The organism is Pseudarthrobacter sp. SSS035 (assembly GCF_023273875.1).
GTDB lineage: Bacteria > Actinomycetota > Actinomycetes > Actinomycetales > Micrococcaceae > Arthrobacter.
Map to the genome: position 1 here is coordinate 3,587,963 of NZ_CP096882.1, position 19,129 is coordinate 3,607,091.

At 66.1% G+C, this 19,129-nt stretch carries 18 protein-coding genes; 10 read left to right on the top strand and 8 right to left on the bottom strand.

All coding sequences use genetic code 11. The features are described from left to right. Nucleotides 1–150: 150 nt before the first annotated feature. Nucleotides 151–618, bottom strand: a complete 468-nt coding sequence (locus MUN23_RS16600) for a tRNA (cytidine(34)-2'-O)-methyltransferase (protein WP_248759843.1) — start codon at nt 616–618, stop codon at nt 151–153. A gap of 66 nt (nt 619–684) precedes the next feature. Next, the gene (locus MUN23_RS16605; RefSeq protein WP_248759845.1) at nt 685–1,647 is read right to left on the bottom strand and encodes a J domain-containing protein; all 963 of its coding nucleotides are present in this window, start codon (nt 1,645–1,647) and stop codon (nt 685–687) included. Between the two features lie 218 nt (nt 1,648–1,865). Between MUN23_RS16605 and MUN23_RS16610 the strand changes: the two genes are divergently transcribed. Next, entirely contained in the window at nt 1,866–2,486 is a 621-nt protein-coding gene (locus tag MUN23_RS16610; protein ID WP_248759847.1) for a hypothetical protein, read from the top strand. A 9-nt stretch (nt 2,487–2,495) separates the two neighbouring features. On the opposite strand, the gene MUN23_RS16615 is transcribed toward MUN23_RS16610, so the two are convergent. After that, entirely contained in the window at nt 2,496–2,924 is a 429-nt protein-coding gene (locus MUN23_RS16615; RefSeq protein WP_248759848.1) for a hypothetical protein, read from the bottom strand. A gap of 89 nt (nt 2,925–3,013) precedes the next feature. Here MUN23_RS16615 and MUN23_RS16620 point away from each other — a divergent pair, with 89 nt between their 5' ends. Next, nucleotides 3,014–3,676 carry a metalloregulator ArsR/SmtB family transcription factor gene (locus MUN23_RS16620; protein ID WP_248759849.1) on the top strand — a complete coding sequence of 221 codons (663 nt, stop codon included), beginning with the start codon at nt 3,014–3,016 and terminating at the stop codon, nt 3,674–3,676. 56 nt (nt 3,677–3,732) lie between these two features. Then, complete coding sequence (locus MUN23_RS16625; RefSeq protein ID WP_248759850.1) at nt 3,733–4,965, top strand: cysteine desulfurase family protein; 1,233 nt, start codon at nt 3,733–3,735, stop codon at nt 4,963–4,965. Here MUN23_RS16625 and MUN23_RS16630 read toward each other — a convergent pair. Beyond that, complete coding sequence (locus MUN23_RS16630; protein WP_248759851.1) at nt 4,941–6,212, bottom strand: NAD(P)/FAD-dependent oxidoreductase; 1,272 nt, start codon at nt 6,210–6,212, stop codon at nt 4,941–4,943. The two genes, MUN23_RS16625 and MUN23_RS16630, sit on opposite strands and share 25 nt — an antisense overlap. 208 nt (nt 6,213–6,420) lie before the next feature. On the opposite strand from MUN23_RS16630, the gene mnmA reads away from it, so the two are divergent. The 7 genes from mnmA (at nt 6,421) to MUN23_RS16665 (ending at nt 14,772) form a co-directional block, all read left to right on the top strand. After that, entirely contained in the window at nt 6,421–7,545 is a 1,125-nt protein-coding gene (mnmA, locus tag MUN23_RS16635) for a tRNA 2-thiouridine(34) synthase MnmA (RefSeq protein WP_256468635.1), read from the top strand. Between the two features lie 175 nt (nt 7,546–7,720). After that, a complete protein-coding gene (locus MUN23_RS16640; protein ID WP_248759852.1) occupies nt 7,721–9,361 on the top strand; it encodes an ABC transporter substrate-binding protein in 1,641 nt (546 codons plus the stop codon). Between the two features lie 93 nt (nt 9,362–9,454). After that, nucleotides 9,455–10,537, top strand: a complete 1,083-nt coding sequence (locus MUN23_RS16645) for an ABC transporter permease (protein WP_248759853.1) — start codon at nt 9,455–9,457, stop codon at nt 10,535–10,537. Then, on the top strand, nt 10,537–11,550 hold the full coding sequence (locus MUN23_RS16650) for an ABC transporter permease (RefSeq protein ID WP_248759855.1): 1,014 nt from the start codon (nt 10,537–10,539) through the stop codon (nt 11,548–11,550). The genes MUN23_RS16645 and MUN23_RS16650 overlap by 1 nt, the downstream gene beginning before the upstream one ends. Beyond that, on the top strand, nt 11,547–13,262 hold the full coding sequence (locus tag MUN23_RS16655; protein ID WP_248759857.1) for an ABC transporter ATP-binding protein: 1,716 nt from the start codon (nt 11,547–11,549) through the stop codon (nt 13,260–13,262). Before MUN23_RS16650 ends, MUN23_RS16655 begins: the two co-directional genes overlap by 4 nt. A gap of 122 nt (nt 13,263–13,384) precedes the next feature. Then, on the top strand, nt 13,385–13,771 hold the full coding sequence (locus tag MUN23_RS16660; RefSeq protein ID WP_058931921.1) for a chorismate mutase: 387 nt from the start codon (nt 13,385–13,387) through the stop codon (nt 13,769–13,771). Beyond that, entirely contained in the window at nt 13,762–14,772 is a 1,011-nt protein-coding gene (locus tag MUN23_RS16665) for a hypothetical protein (RefSeq protein WP_248759859.1), read from the top strand. The genes MUN23_RS16660 and MUN23_RS16665 overlap by 10 nt, the downstream gene beginning before the upstream one ends. 36 nt (nt 14,773–14,808) lie before the next feature. Here the strand turns inward: MUN23_RS16665 and MUN23_RS16670 are convergent, their stop codons facing one another. From MUN23_RS16670 to MUN23_RS16685, 4 genes are read right to left on the bottom strand one after another with little or no spacing between them, the layout of a single operon-like run. Next, nucleotides 14,809–15,522, bottom strand: coding sequence for a DUF4166 domain-containing protein (locus tag MUN23_RS16670; protein WP_248759861.1), 714 nt, complete (start codon nt 15,520–15,522; stop codon nt 14,809–14,811). A gap of 41 nt (nt 15,523–15,563) precedes the next feature. After that, complete coding sequence (locus tag MUN23_RS16675) at nt 15,564–16,856, bottom strand: DUF58 domain-containing protein (protein ID WP_248759863.1); 1,293 nt, start codon at nt 16,854–16,856, stop codon at nt 15,564–15,566. Nucleotides 16,857–16,867: 11 nt separating this feature from the next. Further along, complete coding sequence (locus tag MUN23_RS16680; protein WP_248759865.1) at nt 16,868–17,869, bottom strand: MoxR family ATPase; 1,002 nt, start codon at nt 17,867–17,869, stop codon at nt 16,868–16,870. Beyond that, nucleotides 17,866–19,119, bottom strand: a complete 1,254-nt coding sequence (locus tag MUN23_RS16685) for a DUF4350 domain-containing protein (RefSeq protein WP_248759867.1) — start codon at nt 19,117–19,119, stop codon at nt 17,866–17,868. Before MUN23_RS16685 ends, MUN23_RS16680 begins: the two co-directional genes overlap by 4 nt. Nucleotides 19,120–19,129 lie beyond the last annotated feature (10 nt).

Genomic DNA, 19,129 nt, shown 5'->3' on the forward strand with positions numbered 1-19,129 from the left:
ATCGCGGCCGGTGCTGCCCCGGGGAAAGGGGAGAGCCGACGGCGCCGCCCGCCTGGTCGCTAGCCGTGTCACCTGCCGCTCCTTCCTCGCCCTGGAATTGCTGTCAGGAGTGATTCGGTGCAGGCAGCCGTCCGGATGGGCCGCGGGCGCTCAAATCTGGGCGCCGGAAAATCCCTGCTGGCGCCAGGCCTCGTAGACAGCAATGGACGCTGCGTTGGCCAGGTTCAGCGAACGGAGGGACGGCAGCATGGGAAGCCGCACGGTGGCCGTGACATGCGGATCGCTTTTGAGGTGTTCCGGCAGGCCTACCGATTCCTGGCCGAACATCAGCACATCCCCGGGACGGTAGGTAATGTCCGCGTAGCTGGTGGTGCCGTCCGAGGTGAACGCGTACACGCGGTCCGGCTGCAGTACGCGCCAGGCATCCTCGATGCTTTTGTGGACGGTGACGACGGCGAGGTCGTGGTAGTCCAGTCCGGCGCGCCGGAGCTTGGCATCGGAGAAATCAAAGCCAAGGGGTTCCACCAGGTGCAGTTCGGCGCCGGTTATGGCCGCCAGCCTGATCGCGCTGCCGGTGTTGCCGGGGATTTCGGGGGCGTGGAAGAGGATTCGGAACACCGTCCAATCCTAGTCAACCAATCCGGGTCAACGGTTCAGTGCATGGTACCCAACGCATGCAACAGTTCAGTGCATGCCGCGAAGCAGCCTGGCCAGCACGGACACATTGACGGTGTTGGGCGTGGGGCCGGAGGAGAGGAAGTGTTTGAGTCCGCGGACAAGGCCTGCCGCGTTCACCACCTGGATGGTTTCGGACGTGCCGGCTGTTCGCCGGTGGCGGTCGATGACGGGTTCGTGGAGGTTGCCGTCGGCGCTGTGGATGACTGTCCAGCCGGTGACGTTCAGTTCCGGGAAGATGTCCTGCATGGCCCGGACAACGTGGGCCAGTTGCGGCGGCGCGATGGAACGTCCGCCGTGCCTCAGGGTTTGCCCGTCCCAGGCGTAGGCGCCCTTTGGCAGCAGCATGGACCCGATCAGCGCCAGCCGGTAGCCGGACAGTAGTGCGTGGTCGATGTGGCTGTTATCGGCCGGGGACTGCAGGCCGTTGACCAGCCGGGCCGCAGGAATCGCGGGCAGAACCTGGCGGGTGATGAGCTGCACCGTGCGCAGTTCGCGCTGGATTCGGGCCTCGGCGCCAAAAATACCCCGTTTGCGCGGCATCCCGTGGACCTGCTGGCTGGCCTGGGCGAACGGGATGAGCGGCACAGTGCCGGACGCCTCGAAGGCCGCAGCATCGTAGGGCGGGACGTACAGGGGCGGGTCACCCGCGGTGTTCCGGGGCGTTGTGGTCCGGTGCACGGTGGCCGAGGCATGGCTGCCCGCCGCTGGCGCATCAAAGTGCGGCCCCGCGGCGGATTCGTCGGTGTTGCGGGATGTTCCTGCGGCATACGAGCGGTCGTAGGCCTTCCGGCGCTTCGGGTCTATCAGGGTTTCGTATGCTGCCGTCACCTGCCGGAAAGCGGCGGCGTCCCCGCCATGGTCAGGATGGGCCTTTCGCGCGGCCCGGCGGTAGGCCACCTTGATCTCCTTGTCGGTGGCCGTCACGGCGACGCGGAGCACCTCGTAGTAGGAGTTGCTGCTCTCGGTCAAGCACTCATCCTTTTCTTCGCTGGCCAGTCCACGGCATGCAGCCCGGTGGGCCCCAGTTTACGGCCTGCCCACACAACGTCTGCGCACGCCCCAGTGGTTCCCGCGGCCCGGCGTCTAGACTCTTTCAGGAGGACGGCAGGCTGGCCGTCCGGGGCGAACTTATTGGGGTGGACGTGAAGGCACAGGCGGCTGTACTCGTGGCGGGGGCGCTGCTTGGCGTGAGCACACGGGGGGGCTGCAGTGTTGATGTGCCCGATCCGGCCGCCCCGAAAGTGGAGCCAATCGTTACCACCCTGGCCACGCCCACTATTACCCCTGGCCACGACGCAGAAGCGGTGGCAGAAAAGGACATGCCGTTCTCCGCGGGCGGTTCCCTGGCCGCCGGGTTCCCCGTGGGGATCTCGGACGGACTCAAGGATGCACCCGGCTGGCAGCAGGTCAAGGAGAACGTGGCCGGCGAGAGTCAATTCGTGAAGGCCGATGGCTGTCTGGTGGCGGCCAAGGTCCGCACCAACCAGGCCCCGCTGGCGCTTCAGGACGACAAGGAGTCGACTGTTGGCCTCTTCACGTACCTGGACCCGACCATCCTGCCCGGCTATCTGAAGACAGCGACGCTGCGGTGGGGCGGGGAGGCCGGCAAGCCGGGGCCGTCGGCCGAAGTGCTGGCGCTGGAGAAACCCGGCCAAGCGGGCGTCAGGGCCACCGCCGTTATGGCCCGGGTGTTCGGCACCGCGGCATCGTCGGTCTACATTTCGGTGGCCTGCCCGGACGATGCCACACTGGCAGCCGCCCGGGCCGACGTCGCAGAACGCCTCCGTGTGGTTCCGCCGTCGAACTAGCGGTGCCGGTTACTTACCATGCCGGCGCCAGGACCCGGCGGGGGAAAGGCGGTTCAGGGCCAGTGCGCCCACGAGCAGGCCGAAGTCCCGCAAGGCAACGTCGTAGAAGCTGCCCAGGACCAGCAGGTTGATGATGATCCCCAGCAGCCAGACGGCGACCAGCAGGGAACCGAACCGGGGCCGGACGGCCACTGCAATACCGGCGGTGATCTCCACGACGCCGACGATGTACATAAAGGTCTGCGCCGACACCGGCACCACGGAGGTGGCAACCGGCGCGAGGTAGATGGTCCAGTCGATCAGGATGTTGGTGAACTTGTCCAGCCCGAAGAGAATCGGTGCGACGGTGAACACAGTGCGCAGCAGGAAGAAGGCCTGCCTGTCCGGTGCCATAGCCTGTAGACGACTGCCTGCGGTGATTTTCGCGTTGGTTGTCATGGTGGACTCCTTCTAAAAGTATGTATGATTATTTTAGAAAGATTAGCACCATTAAGCAATGGATGTTGTTTTTAGAGTAGGGGTACAGGGTGCGCAGACTTCCGTGGGGCCGCCGCATGGCGGCCGTGGCTTCCTTGGGCGACGACAAGCGCCGGCAGCTTTTTGAACTGGTTGCCGCTTCCGAGGCTGCAGTCGGGCGCGATGAGGCTGCGCTGGCCCTCGGCCTGCCAAGAAGCACGGCGTCCTTCCACCTTGACAGGCTGGTCCAGGACGGACTCCTGGCGGTGGAATTCCACAAGGCCGCCGGGAAGTCAGGTCCCGGCTCCGGGCGGCCGGCGAAGATGTACCGGCAATCAGCGAGTGAAGTCGGCGCTTCCGTGCCGGACCGCAACTATGACCTCGCCGCTGAGCTGCTGGTCGCAGCGATCGAGCACTCCACAGCGACCGGCGGAGCCGTGGGCAATTCCTTGCTGGCCGCGTCGTACAGCAAGGGCCAGGCGCTGGCCGCCGGCGCCGCAAGCCTGGCGGACTTCATGGCGGGGGAGGGCTACGAGCCCCGGCCTGACGGCGCCGGCGGCTTTGTGCTGGTGAACTGCCCGTTCCATCGGCTCTCGGACGGGCACCCGGAAGTGGTCTGCGCCATGAACGGATCTTTTCTGCAGGGCGCGGCTGCGGCGTGCGGGGAGCCGGAGGAACGTATAGCGCCGAACAGCGAGCCTGGCCAGTGCTGCGCCAGGATCACCCCGCCCTGACACCTGATGGGCCGGGGCCGCGGGTGTGCCGCCCTGGGCGCCGCTAGAATTGAGGCGTGCCCGTCTACCTCGATCATGCAGCCACCACGCCACTTTCTGCCGAGGCGCTGGCAGCCCTGACGCGGGAACTTGCCCGCACCGGCAATCCTTCGTCACTGCACGGCTCGGGCCGCCGTGCCCGCCGCTCCGTGGAGGACGCGAGGGAAGCCATCGCGACGGCGGCCGGCGCCCATCCCTCCGAGGTCATCTTTACGTCCGGGGGCACGGAGTCGGACAACCTTGCCGTGAAGGGCCTGTACTGGGCCCGTTCCGGCGAAGACCCGGCCCGGCGCCGTATACTCTGCTCCGCCGTCGAGCATCATGCCGTGCAGGACACCGTGGAATGGCTGGAGCGGCACGAGGGCGCCATTGCCACCTGGCTTCCGGTGGACGGCGAGGGCGTGGTGGACCTTGATGTCCTCGCCGCGGAGCTGGCCCGGGATCCCGAGAGCATAGCGCTCGTGACGGTCATGTGGGCCAACAACGAAGTGGGCACCATCCAGCCGGTACACAGGATCGTGGACCTGGCACACGCCGTTGGGGTTCCGGTCCATTCGGATGCAGTGCAGGCGTTCGGCTCGCTGCCGGTGAATTTCAAGGCCTCCGGGCTGGACGCGATGTCCGTATCCGGGCACAAGATCGGCGGACCGGTGGGAGTCGGCGCGCTCCTGTTGGGGCGGGCCGTCAAGCTGACCCCGGTGCAGCACGGCGGTGGCCAGGAACGCGACGTGCGTTCCGGGACGCTGGACACGGCATCCATCGCCGCGTTCGCGGCGGCTGCCGAAGCCTCCACCGCACGGCTTGCGGCCGAGTCCGCGAGGATCGCGGCCCTGCGGGACAGGCTCATCGACGGCGTCCTTGAGCGGGTGCCCGAAGCCGTGCTCCGAGGAGCCGCGGGGGAGGGGCGGCTGCCCGGCAACGCGCATTTCACGTTCCCCGGCTGCGAAGGTGATTCGCTGCTGTTCCTGCTGGACCTGGCGGGAGTGGAATCCTCCACGGGATCGGCCTGTACGGCCGGTGTCCCGCGCCCATCCCACGTGCTGCTGGCCATGGGACTGGACGAGGCGACAGCCCGCGGCGCGCAGCGCTTCACGCTGGGACATGCCTCAAGCGACGCGGACGTGGATGCCTTGCTGGCAGCCCTCCCCGGCGCGTATCAACGCGCCCGCCAGGCAGGGATGGCCGGGCACGAATCCTCGATCCAGACTGCGGGAACGGTAGCGCGTCAGGCGTCCTCCGGCAGTAGCTGATCGAGCCCAACGGAGTTGTCGGCCAGGCGCTCCGCTGTGACTCGGGTCCTGGCCGAGATGAGGGCCTTGATGGTCTTCTGCGCGCCGGGCTGTGGCTTCCGCGGCCAGTTGACGCTCATCCCGGCCACCACCCTGGAATCCTGCTGCCAGAACGCGATAAACTCCTTGGCCTCCAGTGACCCCCGGATCACCGGCTCAGCGCCCGCCGCCAGGGCCGGGAAGCCCGAGTACTCCATACTGACGTCGTACTGATCGGTGTAGAAGTAGGGGATAGTGCTCAGGACTGCATCCTGGCCGAGCATGGCCCTGGCGGCCACCTTTCCGCCGTTCAGGGCATTGGACCAGTGCTCGCTGCGGTGGTGCTGGCCGGTGAAGGGGTGCAAGGCGTTGGCGACGTCGCCGGCGGCAAAAATGCCGGGCGCGCTGGTCCGCAGGGACGCGTCCGTAAGGATCCCGTTGTCCAGGGCCAGGCCGGCCGCCTGCGCGAGTCCGGTCTCGGGAACCACGCCGACCGCGATGACCACGATGTCCGCAGGGACCACTTCTCCGGAATCGGTGATCACACCGGTGACAGCCCCGCCGTCGCCGGTGATTTCCCGAGCGGAGGCAGGAAGCCGGAAGCTCACGCCGTTGGCTTCGTGGAGTCTGCGGAAGAACCGGCCGAGGTGAGGCCCGATGGCCCCGGCCAGGGGGATCTCTTCCAGGCCGAGGAGCGTGACCTTGTTGCCGTATGTGGCGGCAGCCGCAGCAAGTTCCATGCCAATCCAGCCGGAGCCGATCATCACCACGTTCCTGCCGCCCGCCGCCAGACTGCTGCGCAACCGACGGCTGTCGTCCAGGGTGCGGAACGTGGAGACGCCGGCAAGGTCGCTTCCCGGTAGGCGCAGGGTGCGGGGCGCCGCACCGGTGGCGAGCAGCAGGGAACTGTATGCCAGCGTGCTTCCGTCGTCCAGCTCCACCGTCCTGGCGTCCGGCCGGATGCCCGTAACGCGGGCACCCAGGCGGAGGTCGACGTCGTTCTCCGCGTACCAGCCCGGCGGCACCACCGGGACGGTGTCCTCGGCGGCCTTGCCCAGCAGATACTCCTTGGACAGCGGCGGCCGCAGGTAGGGAGGATGGCGCTCGGCGCCGATGATGGCCACCCGGCCTTTGAACCCTTCCGCCCGCAGGGTCTTTGCCGCGGTGGCACCGGCCAGGCCGCCGCCGGCAATCACAATGTCCCCCGCAGTAGCAATGTCCTCAGCCATGTCCGCCCGATTCCCGCTGGTGCGTGCTCGAAGTCTAAAACCGTTAAGTCTGACTTTAGAAGGGAAGGCCCGCTGGGTCAAGCGTCTTTTGGGGAGGATTCGGCGTGGCGATAGAATGGTGCGGCAGGCATTGTGCTATTCCTGCGGCCGCCGGTTTTAATGGCAGCCGCCCGCTGCCGGCATCCCCCGAACCCTAAAGAAAGCCAGCATGCGAGTTCTAGCAGCCATGAGCGGTGGAGTCGACTCCGCCGTTGCCGCAGCACGTGCCGTTGAAGCCGGGCACGACGTCGTCGGCGTTCACCTTGCGCTGTCCAGGATGCCCGGCACCCTGCGGACGGGCAGCCGCGGCTGCTGCACCATCGAGGACTCGCGCGATGCGTGGCGGGCTTGCGATGTGCTGGGCATTCCTTACTATGTCTGGGATTTCTCGGAGCGCTTCAAGGAAGACGTGGTCCAGGACTTCATCGATGAGTATGCTGCCGGGCGGACGCCCAACCCCTGCATGCGCTGCAACGAGCGGATCAAGTTCGCCGCCCTGCTGGAAAAGGCCATAGCCCTGGGCTTTGACGCCGTCTGCACCGGGCATTACGCCAAGGTCACCAAGGACGCCGATGGCAACCCCGAACTTCACCGGGCCGCGGACTGGGCCAAGGATCAGAGCTACGTCCTGGGTGTCCTGACCCACGAGCAGCTCAAGCACTCCATGTTCCCGCTGGCTGACACGCCCTCCAAGGCTGAGGTGCGGGCCGAGGCCGAGCGCCGTGGACTGTCGGTGGCCAACAAGCCCGACAGCCACGACATCTGCTTCATTCCCGACGGCGACACCGCGGGATGGCTCGCCGAAAAGATCGACATGACCACCGGTGACATTGTGGACGAGACCGGCACGAAGGTGGGCGAGCACCCGGGAGCCAACGCGTTCACCGTGGGACAGCGCCGCGGCCTGAAGCTCGGCACACCCGCAGCGGACGGCAAGCCCAGGTTCGTCCTGGAGATCCGGCCCAAGGAAAACAAGGTAGTGGTGGGGCCCCAGGCGCTGCTGGCCATTGACGAGATCCGCGGCATCAAGGTCTCGTGGGCCGGCCTGCCCATCGCGGAAATCGAAACGGGCGCCGAGTTTGACTGCTATGCCCAGGTCCGCGCCCACGGGGACCCCGTGCCGGCAACTGCGCGAATGCTGCCCGGCGATGGTGCACCCCAGCTGCTGGTCACGTTGACCGATCCGCTGCGCGGTGTGGCACCCGGCCAGACAGTGGTCCTCTACCAGGGCAGCCGCGTCCTGGGCCAGGCCACCATCGACGCTGCCCGGTCGTTGCAGCGCGCGGAGCTCTGAGGCGGAGCAAATTTACCCCCGGTCAGGTAAATTTTGTGTCTCAACTCACAAAAAAGCCGGTTGATGAGTCCGGCGTCTGGTTGAATCTAGGCATCAGGACAGCGCGCTGCCCGCTCAAGCCAAGACACCCATTTGCGGGCGGCGAGCGCGTACTCATCGAACAGAAAGTTCACAGATGACCAAGAGCACTAAAGCCTTGCGCAGCGCAATCGCGCTCGCAGGCGTTTCCGCCTTCGCATTGACGGCCTGCACGGGCCCCTCGGGTGGCGGCGGCGGTGGCAGCACAGCATCGGAGAATGCCAGCAGCGTCATTGCGTACGGCACCACAGACAAAGTCACCGCACTGGATCCCGCGGGCTCGTACGACAACGGTTCGTTCATGGTGATGAACCAGATTTACTCGTTCTTGTTGAACTCCAAACCCGGTGGCGCCGATCCCGTGCCGGACCTGGCCGAATCGTCGTCGTTCACGAAGCCCTCCGAATTCACCGTCAAACTCAAGAGTGACCTCAAATGGGCCAACGGGCACGTGCTGGATTCCAAAGACGTCAAGTTCTCCTTTGATCGCCAGACTGCCATCAACGATCCCAACGGGCCGGCTTCGTTGTTGTCCAACATCGATTCCATCGCCACACCTGATGCCAGCACCGTGGTTTTCACACTGAAGAATGCCAACGACCAGACGTTCCCGCAGATTCTGACCAGCCCGGCCGCCCCGATCGTTGACGATGAAGTCTTCCCGGCAGACAAGCTCCTCAGCGACGAGGAAATTGTCAAGGCCAATGCCTTCCACGGCCAGTACATCATCGACTCCTACAACAAGAACACGTTGGTCAGCCTGAAGGCTTGGCCGGACTACAAGGGAGTGCTTGGCAAGCCCGCCAACGCAGGGGCCACCATCAAGTACTACACCGACCAGACCAACATGAAGTTGGAGGTCAAGGGCGGGCAGATCGACGTTGCCGGCCGCATCCTGAGCGCCACGGACATCGATGACCTCAAGAAGGACTCCAACGTCACGGTCCATCTCGGACCCGGCGGCGAGATGCGGTACATCGTCTTCAACTACGACACCATGCCGTACGGAGCCAAGGCCCCGGAAGCGGACCCGAAGAAGGCGCTTGCCGTCCGTCAGGCGGTTGCTGACCTCATTGACCGCCAGGCCATCTCGGATCAGGTCTACAAGGGCACGTACCTGCCCATGTGGTCCAACGTCCCGTCCGGTTTCGTGGGCGCCAACGAATCGTTCAAGCAGGCCTATGGGGATGGCTCCGGCAAACCCAGCCTGGACAAGGCCAAGAAGGTCATGTCCGACGCCGGCATCTCCGGTCCCGTGACCATCAAACTGCAGTACAACCCGGACCACTACGGCAAGTCATCCGGTGACGAATACGCCATGGTCAAGGACCAGTTGGAGAAGAGCGGGCTGTTCACTGTGGACCTTCAGTCCACCGAGTGGGTCACGTACAACTCGGCGTCGAAGAAAGACAGCTACCCCGTCTTCCAGCTGGGCTGGTTCCCGGACTTCAGCGATGCAGACAACTACCTGACACCCTTCTTCGTGGGCGGTGGCTTCATGAACAACCACTACTCCAACCCTGAGGTCGAATCGCTGATCGCCAAGCAGCTCGTCACGGCTGACAAGGCAGAGCGCGAGAAGACGATCCAGGAGGTCCAGAACCTTCTGGCCAAGGACATCTCCACCCTGCCGTTGCTGCAGGGCGCCCAGGTTGCCGTTTCGGGGACCAAGGTGAAGGGCGTGGACTCGACTCTTGATGCGTCGTTCAAGTTCCGGCTCGGCACCGTTTCCAAGTAACAGCTAAATACATGCGTAGGGGGTGGGGCCGGCCGGTCCTGCCTCCTACGCGTTAGCTCCACATTTTCGATTTCCAGACCAAGCAGGTTCAGCATGGCCACTTTGATAGATGCGCCGCCGCCAACGGTGGCGGCCCCCATATCCAAATCCGCGGGAGGTGGCCTCGGGAGGTATATCCTGATTCGCTTCCTGCTGATCTTCCCGACGATCTTCATCCTCGTCACCCTTGTTTTCTTCTTAATGCGGATCACCGGCGATCCCATTACGGCGGCCCAGGGCGGCCGCCTTCCGCAAGAACAAATCGACGCCCTGGTGCACCAGGCCGGCTACGACCGGAACCTCTTCATCCAGTACATCGAGTACCTTGGCCACATCGCCACTGGAAACTTCGGCCGGACCATCTCGGATGGCCGCCCCGTTGTTGAGATGCTCGTCAAGTTTGGTGCGGCCACGCTGGAACTGAGCATCAACGCCGTGATAGTGGCGTTGCTCGTGGGAATACCGCTGGGTATGTTCGCCGCCCACAAACGCGACAAGGTTCCGGACGCTGTCCTGCGCATGTTCGCCATCCTTTGCTATGCCACCCCAGTCTTCTTTGCCGGCCTGCTGCTGAAGCTGACATTTTCTGTAGGACTGGGTTGGTTCCCCGTGGCTGGCCGTGCATCCACCACAACGGAACTGGCGATGGGCCGGCTGGCAGCGCCCACTGGCGTCTACTGGCTGGACGCCCTTCGCAGCGGCAATCTGGCAGCCTTTGGCGACATCGTCCACCACGCAGTCCTGCCGGCCGTCGCGCTGGGCCTATTGACCGCGGGCGTCTTCCTCCGTCTGGTCCGCACCAACGTGATCGGCACGCTGGGCAGGGACTATGTTGAGGCAGGCCGGTCCCGAGGTGTCAGTGAATACCGCCTGGTGACCAAGCATGCCTACAAGCCTGCGCTGATCCCCATCATTACGGTCATGGGTTTGCAGATTGCCCTGCTGCTCGGCGGTGCGGTGCTGACCGAAACCACCTTCGAGTGGAAGGGCCTGGGCTATCAGTTGGCGCAGTACCTTACCGCGCGTGACTTTGTGGCTGTCCAGGGCATCGTGATGCTGCTGGCCGTCATTGTGGCGATCACCAATTTCGTGGTGGATATTGCCGCTGCCCTGATTGACCCGCGAGTGAGGTACTGATGGGCACCACAGTTTTGGAACCGAAAAAGAAGTCCTTGCTGGACCGGCTTCCGGTCTCGTCCCACATCCGCCAAAGCGTTGGCCTGCAACGGACCATGCTGCTCATCGGCGTCGTCCTTTGCGCTGTTTTTGTGGTGGCCGCGATATTTGCGCCGGTGCTGGCGCCCTACGGGTATTCCCAGATTTCCGATGACGCCGGTTCCTTCCCGGCGCAGGCCGAACCCGGTGGCAAGCATCTGATGGGAACAACCGTGGGCGGATACGATGTGCTGTCCCGGATGATCTGGGGATCGCAGACAGCCATGGCGGTGATTGTTGCTGCCGTGCTGATGTCCATATTCCTGGGAGTGTTCCTCGGACTGGTGAGCGGCTACTTCGGCGGCTGGCTGGACCGAGTGCTGGTGGTGATTGCTGACGCGATTTACGCCTTCCCGACACTCCTTGTGGCTATCGTGATGTCGATTGCCATCAATAAGGGACAGTCTGGCTTCTGGGGCGGAATCCTCGCCTGCGGGTTTGCCATCACGGCAGTGTTTGTGCCGCAGTACTTCCGGGTGATCCGTGCTGAAACCATCCGGCTCAAGGCTGAACCGTTTGTGGAATCAGCCCAGGTTGTTGGCGCCTCAAGCGCCAGGATTATCAGCAGGCACATCTTTTCCAACGCGACCCGGACCCTGCCGCTGATCTTTACGCTCAACGCCTCCGAAGCCATCCTCACCCTGGCAGGGCTGGGCTTCCTCGGTTTCGGTATCGAGCCAAGCTCCGCCGCTGAATGGGGCTTTGACCTGAACAAGGCGATGTCCGACGCCTCCTCAGGCATTTGGTGGACCGGTGTGTTCCCCGGCCTCGCCATCGTGCTGACGGTGGTTGGCCTGACCCTCGTGGGTGAAAGCATCAACGACCTGAACGATCCGCGCCTGCGCGGACGCAAGGCTGCCGGTGCCAAGGGCGCGCCGGGACCATCAACCGCGGCCGCCAACGCCGCCATCGCAGCGGATGTGAGAGGACTGTGACCATCAATATTGATTCGGCATCTGACCAGTCCAGGCCGGCAGACCAGCCCGTACTGGAGATCGACCACCTCAAAGTCACTTTCGCGACCGACGGCGGAGACGTCTACGCCGTGAAGGATGTGAGCCTGGACGTCCGCTCCGGCGAAGTCCTGGCCATCGTAGGCGAATCCGGCTCGGGCAAGACCGTGACCGCGAAAACCATCCTTGGGCTGCTGCCGGAGACAGCCACCAGCGGCGGGGCTGTCCTGATCAACGGGAACAACGTGATCAGCGTCAGCGCCTCCAAGCTGAGACAGATCCGTGGCCGCGATGTGGCCATGGTGTTCCAGGAGCCCTCCACGGCACTGAACCCGGTGTTCACCGTGGGCTGGCAGATTGCCGAGGGCATCCGTGCCCACGCCGGCGGTGCCGGCGGGAAACGGGTTTCGGCCAAGGACGCCAAAGCCCGCGCCATTGAGGCGCTGCGCAAAGTGGGGATCCCGGATCCGGAGCATCGGGTCAACTACTACCCTCATCAGTTCTCCGGCGGCCAGAAGCAGCGCGTGGTGATCGCGGCCGCGCTGGCCCTGAACCCGGGACTGATTGTCGCCGATGAACCCACCACAGCCCTGGATGTCACGGTCCAGGCCGAAATCCTGGAGCTGCTCCGGGACCTCCGGGACAAGTACGGCACCTCGATCGTGCTGATCACCCACAACATGGGCGTGGTGGCCGATCTCGCGGACCGCGTAGTGGTGATGTACCAGGGTGATGTGGTGGAGGAGGCGCCGGTGCGCGTGCTTTTTGCTGAACCCAAGCAGGATTACACCAAGAAGCTGCTGGCCGCCGTGCCCCACCTGGGCCGGAACTCGGCGTCGGAGGGCCTGCGGGAACGCGCCCACCAGGGTTCGCCGGTGCTGGTGGAGGCAACCAACCTGACCATCGAGTACCCCGGCAGGCTGGGAACTCCGGCCTTCAAGGCCGTGGACGGGGTCAGCTTCACCGTGTCCCAGGGCGAAGTCTTTGGACTGGTAGGCGAATCCGGATCAGGGAAAACCACCATCGGCCGGGCCATCGCGGGCCTGAACCGGACCACGGGCGGCAGCCTGAAGGTACTCGGCTACGAGATGCTGAACCTCAAGGAGCGGACGTTCAAGCCCCTCCGGAAGGATATTGGCTTTGTGTTCCAGGATCCGGCTGCGTCCTTCAACCCCCAGTTGACCATCGGCGACTGCGTAGCGGAGCCCATGATCATTCACACCAACCCGAGCCCGGCGCAGGCGCGCAAACGCGTTGCTGAGCTGCTTGAATCAGTGCAGCTGCCGGCGTCGTACGCCCAGCGGTACCCGCACGAGCTGTCCGGCGGGCAGCGCCAGCGGGCGTCGCTGGCGCGGGCACTGATCCTGAACCCGCGGTTGCTGATCGCTGACGAGCCGACGTCGGCCCTGGACGTTTCGGTGCAGGCGAAGGTCCTGGAACTCTTCAAGGAAATCCAGGCCGAGTTCGGGTTCGCGGCACTGTTCATAAGCCACGACCTCGCGGTGGTGGACATCCTGTCCCAGTGGGTGGGCGTCCTGTACAAGGGCAAGCTAGTGGAGCAGGGCATCGGCAGCCAGGTGATGGGCGCGCCGCAGCACGACTACACCAAACGGCTGATTGCCTCGCTGCCGGTCCCTGATCCGGACGAACAGGCACGACGCCGGGAAGCGCACCGGGCGCTGCTGGCCCACTAGGCACCACCGGCGACCCCACAGCCGCGGCGCCACCAGACGGACATCCCGCCCCACCCGGCGGGGTGTCCGTCCGCCGCTTAACACCGGAAGAATTTCCGCGGGCGCCCCCATAGACTTGGACCATGACGCAGCAAAACCACGATGTTCCCGACACCGACACCTACGATGCCGCCGCGAGTTCGCTGGCAGGCCACGTGGACAACTCGGTGATGGCGGAACTGCTGTCCATCCGCTCCAGCATCGACAACATCGATGCGACCCTGGTGTACCTCCTGGCCGAACGGTTCAAGGCCACCCAGAAAGTGGGCTTCCTCAAGGCCGCGCACCGGCTCCCGGCGGGGGATCCAGGTCGGGAATCCGCCCAGATCGCCCGTCTCCGGCGGCTGGCGGAGGATGCACACCTCGATCCCGCGTTTGCGGAGAAGTTCCTCAATTTCATCATCGGCGAGGTCATCCGCCATCATGAAGCCATCGCCGAGGACCACCAGGCCGCTGCAGAGTGGAAGTAACAGCCACCGGGCTTGGGCCCTGGCCGGGGGAGGACCCCGCGGAGGCTGCCCGCATTATCCGCGGCGAGCTTGGAAGCCCGCACCTGCCGTTCCTGGCAGAGCTTCCGGACCGTGGAGTCGGTTCCGACGCCCTGGGGCGGACGGCCGCACTCCTGGTTGAAATGGCCGTGGATGTCCAGCCGTATGGCTGGCGGCTGGTGGACCGTCCCGGCAAGGATTTCCGCCGGGCCGCGTCGGCCCTGTCCACCGACATCAACGTCCTGGCTGACGTTGCCGGCGCCGAGGACACCCGCGCCCCCGAACTCAAGGTCCAGCTGCTGGGACCGCTGAGTCTTGCCGCCGGACTGCACCTGCACAACGGCGAACGGGCGCTGATCGATTACGGCGCACGCCGGGACGTTGCCGACTCGCTGGCCGCAGGGGTTGGCGGCTACCTGTCCCGGATTTCCAGTGCGGTTCCGGGCGCGAGGCTGGTGGTCCAGATCGACGAGCCTGATATCGCCGCCGTACTGGCCGGCACCATTCCGACGTCGAGCGGCTACCGCACGCTGCGGGCGGTGGGTGGCCAGGAGGTCACCGAGTCCTGGCAGGTGGTGATCGAGGCGCTCCGTGCGGCTGGCGCCGCCGAAATCGTTGTCTCGGTGCCTGAAATTGAGGCCCCGATCGACCGGATCATTGCCGCCGGCGCCGACGGCGTGGCCGTTCCTCTGAGGGCCCTGACCACACGGCAGTGGGAGCAGTTGGCCACGGCAGTGGAGGCCGGCAAGCGGATCTGGGCCGGCGCCCTGGACGTTAGCCGTGGCACGCTGCCCAGGGTGGCCGACGTTGTGGAGTCCGTCTGGCGGCCATGGCACGAGCTGGGGCTGCCGGCGTCGTCCCTGGGCAGTATCCGGGTCACCCCCTCGGCGGGACTTGCCGGCCACACCCCGGTCACCGCCACAGCGGTGCTGGGCCGGCTCACCCAGGTGGCCGACGGCCTGAACCAGCGCGCACACGGCTGATCGGCCCACCGCTGAGCGGACCTAAGGGCAAGACTCCTACGTCCGGTTTTCCCAACGGTCCGGCTGGGCGTAGCGGGGCAGGAAACTCTGCGCCGAACTGCCGCCGATATAGGGACGCAGGCGGTAGTCAAAACCGCCCGCGTAGACCAGGACCAGCCCGATCTGCGGCTGGATGACCTTGACCTGGATCCGGTGCTGTCCGTGCTCGCCTGCGGCGCCGTCCCACCACTGCTCGGCGTAAGCCCTGGCATCCACGGTGGCCGGCAGCGGCAGGCGGAGGGGGCCCAGGAACAGCCGCGACGCTTCGGAAACGCCGCGCAGCCTACCATCGTTCGTCACACTGAGCTTGAGGTCGGTCACCATACGCCGGAAACGTCCCAGGTAGTCCACCAGCCGCGGGCCGCCCTCGGAATCCACGAGGCTGGTGGTGTCCTGGAATATCCGCATGTGCCCGGGGAAACGGATTTCCCGCCGGGCTGTCAGGCTGGAGCGGCCGAACGGATCCTGGTGGGCATGGTTTTCAATCCGGAAGGGGATGCCTTCCCCGTAATCCGGGAAAAACGCGTCCTCCCCGGAGGTCAGCTTGAGCAGCGGCCGCAGCCACGCCTGCCGGCAGCCCACAACGTCGAACACGCCCTCCCCGACGCCGTAGTGCCCCGAGCCGGGCGCCAGGGAAAAGTACTCCTGCAGCTCAGGCTGCAGCCGGTGGAAGTCCTCGCCCAGGGCCTGCCGGTAAATAGGGACGTTCATGGTGACCTCCTGGACGGTGCCGTCAGCGGCGCTGCGGCGACTCACAATCTACCGGCCGCCTTGAGCCGGATGTACATGTCGGCAAGCTGCGGCGGCAGCTGGTGTGGCTCCGCATCCACCACTTCAACCCCATGGTGCCGGAGTTCGGCGCTGACCGCCGCCCGTTCCAGCAGTACGCGTTCGGCCGCTGCCGCCCGGAACACGCCGGCGGCGTTCTCACGCTCCCGCAGCATCCGCCCCAGCATGGGATCACGGACGGCGGCCACCACCACAACGTGCTGCTGCGCGAGCTGCGCGGCCACGGGAATGAGCCCTTCCTCCGGGGCCCCGCCGTCCAACGAGGTCAGCAGCACCACCAGGGACCGGTGGGCGGAGACCGCCCGGATCTGTCCCGGGAGGCTGGACCAGTCAAGCTCAATCAATTCCGCCTCGAGGGGCGCCATCGCTTGCACCAGCTGCCCCAGGAGATTGCCGGTGGTGGCGGAACCGGCCCTTGCCCGCGGACGTCGGTCGTAGGCCAGGAAGTCCACCCGGTCACCGCCACGCTCGGCCAGGACCGCCAACAGGAGCGCCGCTTCGATGCCGGTATCCAGCCGTGGTTCGTCCTCGATCCTCGCCGCTGACGTGCGGGAGGTATCCAGCATGATCACCACGCGCCGGTCGCGTTCCGGACGCCAGGTGCGGACGACGACGGCGGACCGGCGGGCGGTTGCGCGCCAGTCGATGGACCGGACGTCGTCCCCGCGGACGTAGTCACGCAGCGAGTCGAATTCGGTGCCGGCACCCCGGATCTGCACGGCGGCCTTGCCGTCGAGTTCGCGGAGTTTCCTGAGCTTCGAAGGGAGGTGCCTGCGGGAATGGAACGGCGGAAGGACCCGCAGGAGGCCGGCACAGTCAAAGGTGCGCTGGCGTGCCGCGAGCCGAAGGGGTCCATGGGAGCGCACAGTGACGTGCCGGGCGCCCACGTCGCCACGGCGGACCGGCTGTAACCGGACGGTCATCCGGCGGCTTTCCAGGGCGGGAATGTCCAGGTCCTGGACCGGATTCACGGCCCCGGCAGACGGCTGCCACGCGTCCCGGACGGTGGCCCGCAGTCGCCGCCGGCCACTGTTGCGCAGCGTGAGGACCGAAGCGGCCGTGCCGTGCAGCGTCACGTTGCCGGGCTCGGCGCGCGTGACGATGATGGCCCGCGGGGAAGCGGCCAGGCCAAGGTCCAGGCCCAGGAGAGCAGCGAGTGCCACGACCACGCCCAGGACCGTTCCCCCGCCAGGAAACAGCAGCACCGGCACCAGGCCCAGCAGTGCCAGCAACACGAACCGTCCGGAGAGTGCCATGTGCAAGCGGATCAGCGGGGGACCGGGACGGACGCCAGGATGCTGCCCAGGACATCGTCCACGCGGACCCCGTCCATCTGGGCATCCGGCTGCAGGGCCACCCGGTGGCGCAGGCACGGCAGCGCCAAAGCCTTGACGTCGTCAGGGGTGACGAAGCTGCGGCCGGACAGCCAGGCCCAGGCGCGGGACGTATTAAGCAATGCAGTCGCGCCGCGCGGCGAAACGCCCAGCTGGAACGACGGCGCCTGCCGGGTGGCGCGCACGAGGTCCACGATGTAGCCGATGATTTCCCGTTCGACGGCAACGGTGGCCACAGCCTGCCGCGCCCGTTCGAGGTCCTCGGCGCCGGCCACCGCCCGGACACCGGCCGCAGCAAGATCCCGGGGATTGAAGCCGGCCGCGTGCCGCCGGATCACTTCCACCTCGTCAGTCCGGCCGGGCAGCGGCATGGTGAGCTTGAGCAGGAACCGGTCCAACTGGGCTTCGGGCAGGGGATAGGTTCCCTCATACTCCACGGGGTTCTGGGTTGCCGCCACCAGGAAGTTCGCCGGCAGCAGCCTGGACACCCCGTCCACCGAGACCTGCCGCTCTTCCATGGCCTCCAACAGGGAGGCCTGCGTCTTCGGCGGCGTCCGGTTGATTTCGTCGGCCAGCAGGATGTTGGTGAAGACCGGCCCCTCGCGGAAACTGAATTCCGAGGTGTGCGAGTCATAGACCAGGGAACCGGTGATGTCGCCGGGCATCAGGTCAGGGGTGAACTGTACGCGTTTGGTGTCCAGGCTCAGCGCGGCGGACAGGGCACGGACAAGGAGTGTCTTGGCCACACCGGGCACGCCTTCGAGGAGCACATGCCCCTGGGAAAGCAGCGCGATAAGGAGTCCCGTGACGGTGGCATCCTGGCCCACCACGGCTTTGGCAACCTCGTGGCGGACATCCAGGAGCGCCTGCCGGGCGGGATCCAGCGTCCGCGGGGAGGAATCCATGATCTGCGGGGCGCCGTACGGTTCGTTCATCGGGTCCTGACCTCGTTCTCTAGTTTGTCCAGTTCCTGTGACCAATGCACCAGCCTGGTTGCGGTACCGGGGCGTTCCTGGATCAGGCCGCTGATATCACTGACCGGCCGGCCCAGGTGCCGGGCCACTGCCTGCACCACGTCGTCGGCAGTGGCCTGGGATCCGGCCCGAAGGGCTTGCGCCAGACGAACCAGCGTGCCGGCCCGAAGGTTGTCCCGTGCCCGGTCCAGTGCGTGGGAATCCTGATAAAGACGCGCGCGGCCTTCGGCGGTTTCCACGGCCTTGACCACCACGGGGAGTGGTTCAAACACGAGCGGGCCGAGGCGGCGCCCGCGCCACACAATGGCCAGCACGGCCACAAAGACCAGCCAGGGCCCCAGGAACGCCACCCAGCCAGGGGCGAGGTCATCAAGTGTCTGCGTTGACTCCGCAGCGGCCGCGTCGCCCAGTCCGGGCAGGTACCAGACAACGACCTCTGAGCCGCCCAGCGTCCGCAGGGCCAGTGCGGCATGGCCGTGGCCGGCAAGCCCGCCGTTGTTGAGGAGGGCGGTGCTGCCCAGGACGGTCAGGCCGCCGTCATCCGTGCGGGCAAGCAGCCCGGCGGTGCTTCCCGGCGGGCTGAAGCACACCGTGCCGCCGTCGTACAGGAATCCGCCGGTTCCGGAGACAGCACCTGCCGCCGCGGGATCGGTGAGATCGCAGCCCGGTTCCAGGAGCGCCGTTGACTCCGGCACCACACCGGCCTGGCTGATGCCGGTATCGAGGGCCTTCAGCGTGCCGAGCCGCGGCGTCACCAGCACTACGCGTCCCGCACTTGCGGTCAGCTCGTCCAGCCGGGATTGGTCCAGGAATCCGCTCCGGTCGTACAGGAGGAGGGTGGCACCCGGCCGGTCCGCGAGTGCTGCCGTGGCCGAGTCAAAGGATTCAACATCCTGGACCTCGACACCGTGGCGGCCCAGTATCTCGCTGACCGCCCTGGCGCCGCCCGGCCCGGCGTTATGCACGGATAAGGGCAGGGAATCGCCCTTTGGCGCGAGCTGGGTGGAAATAACCACCGCCAGTCCGACGGCGGCCGCCGCGCCGATCGCTGCCCCGCCGCGGTGCCGCCGGAGCCAGGCACGGGCACCGGACACGGCACCGGCACCGGACCCGGAACCGGATCGGAGTGCCGGGGCGGAACCCGGCTGCGCCTCCGGCGCACCCGACGTCGGAAGTTTGGGCGTCAGAGGATCCGGCGAAGGTTTCTGCATCGTGGGACCC

Bases quoted from the DNA above. Each gene is read 5' to 3' on its own strand.
- MUN23_RS16680 (WP_248759865.1), bottom strand. From the start codon at position 17,869: ATGAACGAACCGTACGGCGCCCCGCAGATCATGGATTCCTCCCCGCGG.
- MUN23_RS16660 (WP_058931921.1), top strand. From the start codon at position 13,385: ATGACGCAGCAAAACCACGATGTTCCCGACACCGACACCTACGATGCC.
- MUN23_RS16685 (WP_248759867.1), bottom strand. From the start codon at position 19,119: ATGCAGAAACCTTCGCCGGATCCTCTGACGCCCAAACTTCCGACGTCG.
- MUN23_RS16645 (WP_248759853.1), top strand. From the start codon at position 9,455: ATGGCCACTTTGATAGATGCGCCGCCGCCAACGGTGGCGGCCCCCATA.
- MUN23_RS16675 (WP_248759863.1), bottom strand. From the start codon at position 16,856: ATGGCACTCTCCGGACGGTTCGTGTTGCTGGCACTGCTGGGCCTGGTG.
- MUN23_RS16630 (WP_248759851.1), bottom strand. From the start codon at position 6,212: ATGGCTGAGGACATTGCTACTGCGGGGGACATTGTGATTGCCGGCGGC.
- mnmA (WP_256468635.1), top strand. From the start codon at position 6,421: ATGCGAGTTCTAGCAGCCATGAGCGGTGGAGTCGACTCCGCCGTTGCC.
- MUN23_RS16650 (WP_248759855.1), top strand. From the start codon at position 10,537: ATGGGCACCACAGTTTTGGAACCGAAAAAGAAGTCCTTGCTGGACCGG.
- MUN23_RS16640 (WP_248759852.1), top strand. From the start codon at position 7,721: ATGACCAAGAGCACTAAAGCCTTGCGCAGCGCAATCGCGCTCGCAGGC.
- MUN23_RS16615 (WP_248759848.1), bottom strand. From the start codon at position 2,924: ATGACAACCAACGCGAAAATCACCGCAGGCAGTCGTCTACAGGCTATG.
- MUN23_RS16670 (WP_248759861.1), bottom strand. From the start codon at position 15,522: ATGAACGTCCCTATTTACCGGCAGGCCCTGGGCGAGGACTTCCACCGG.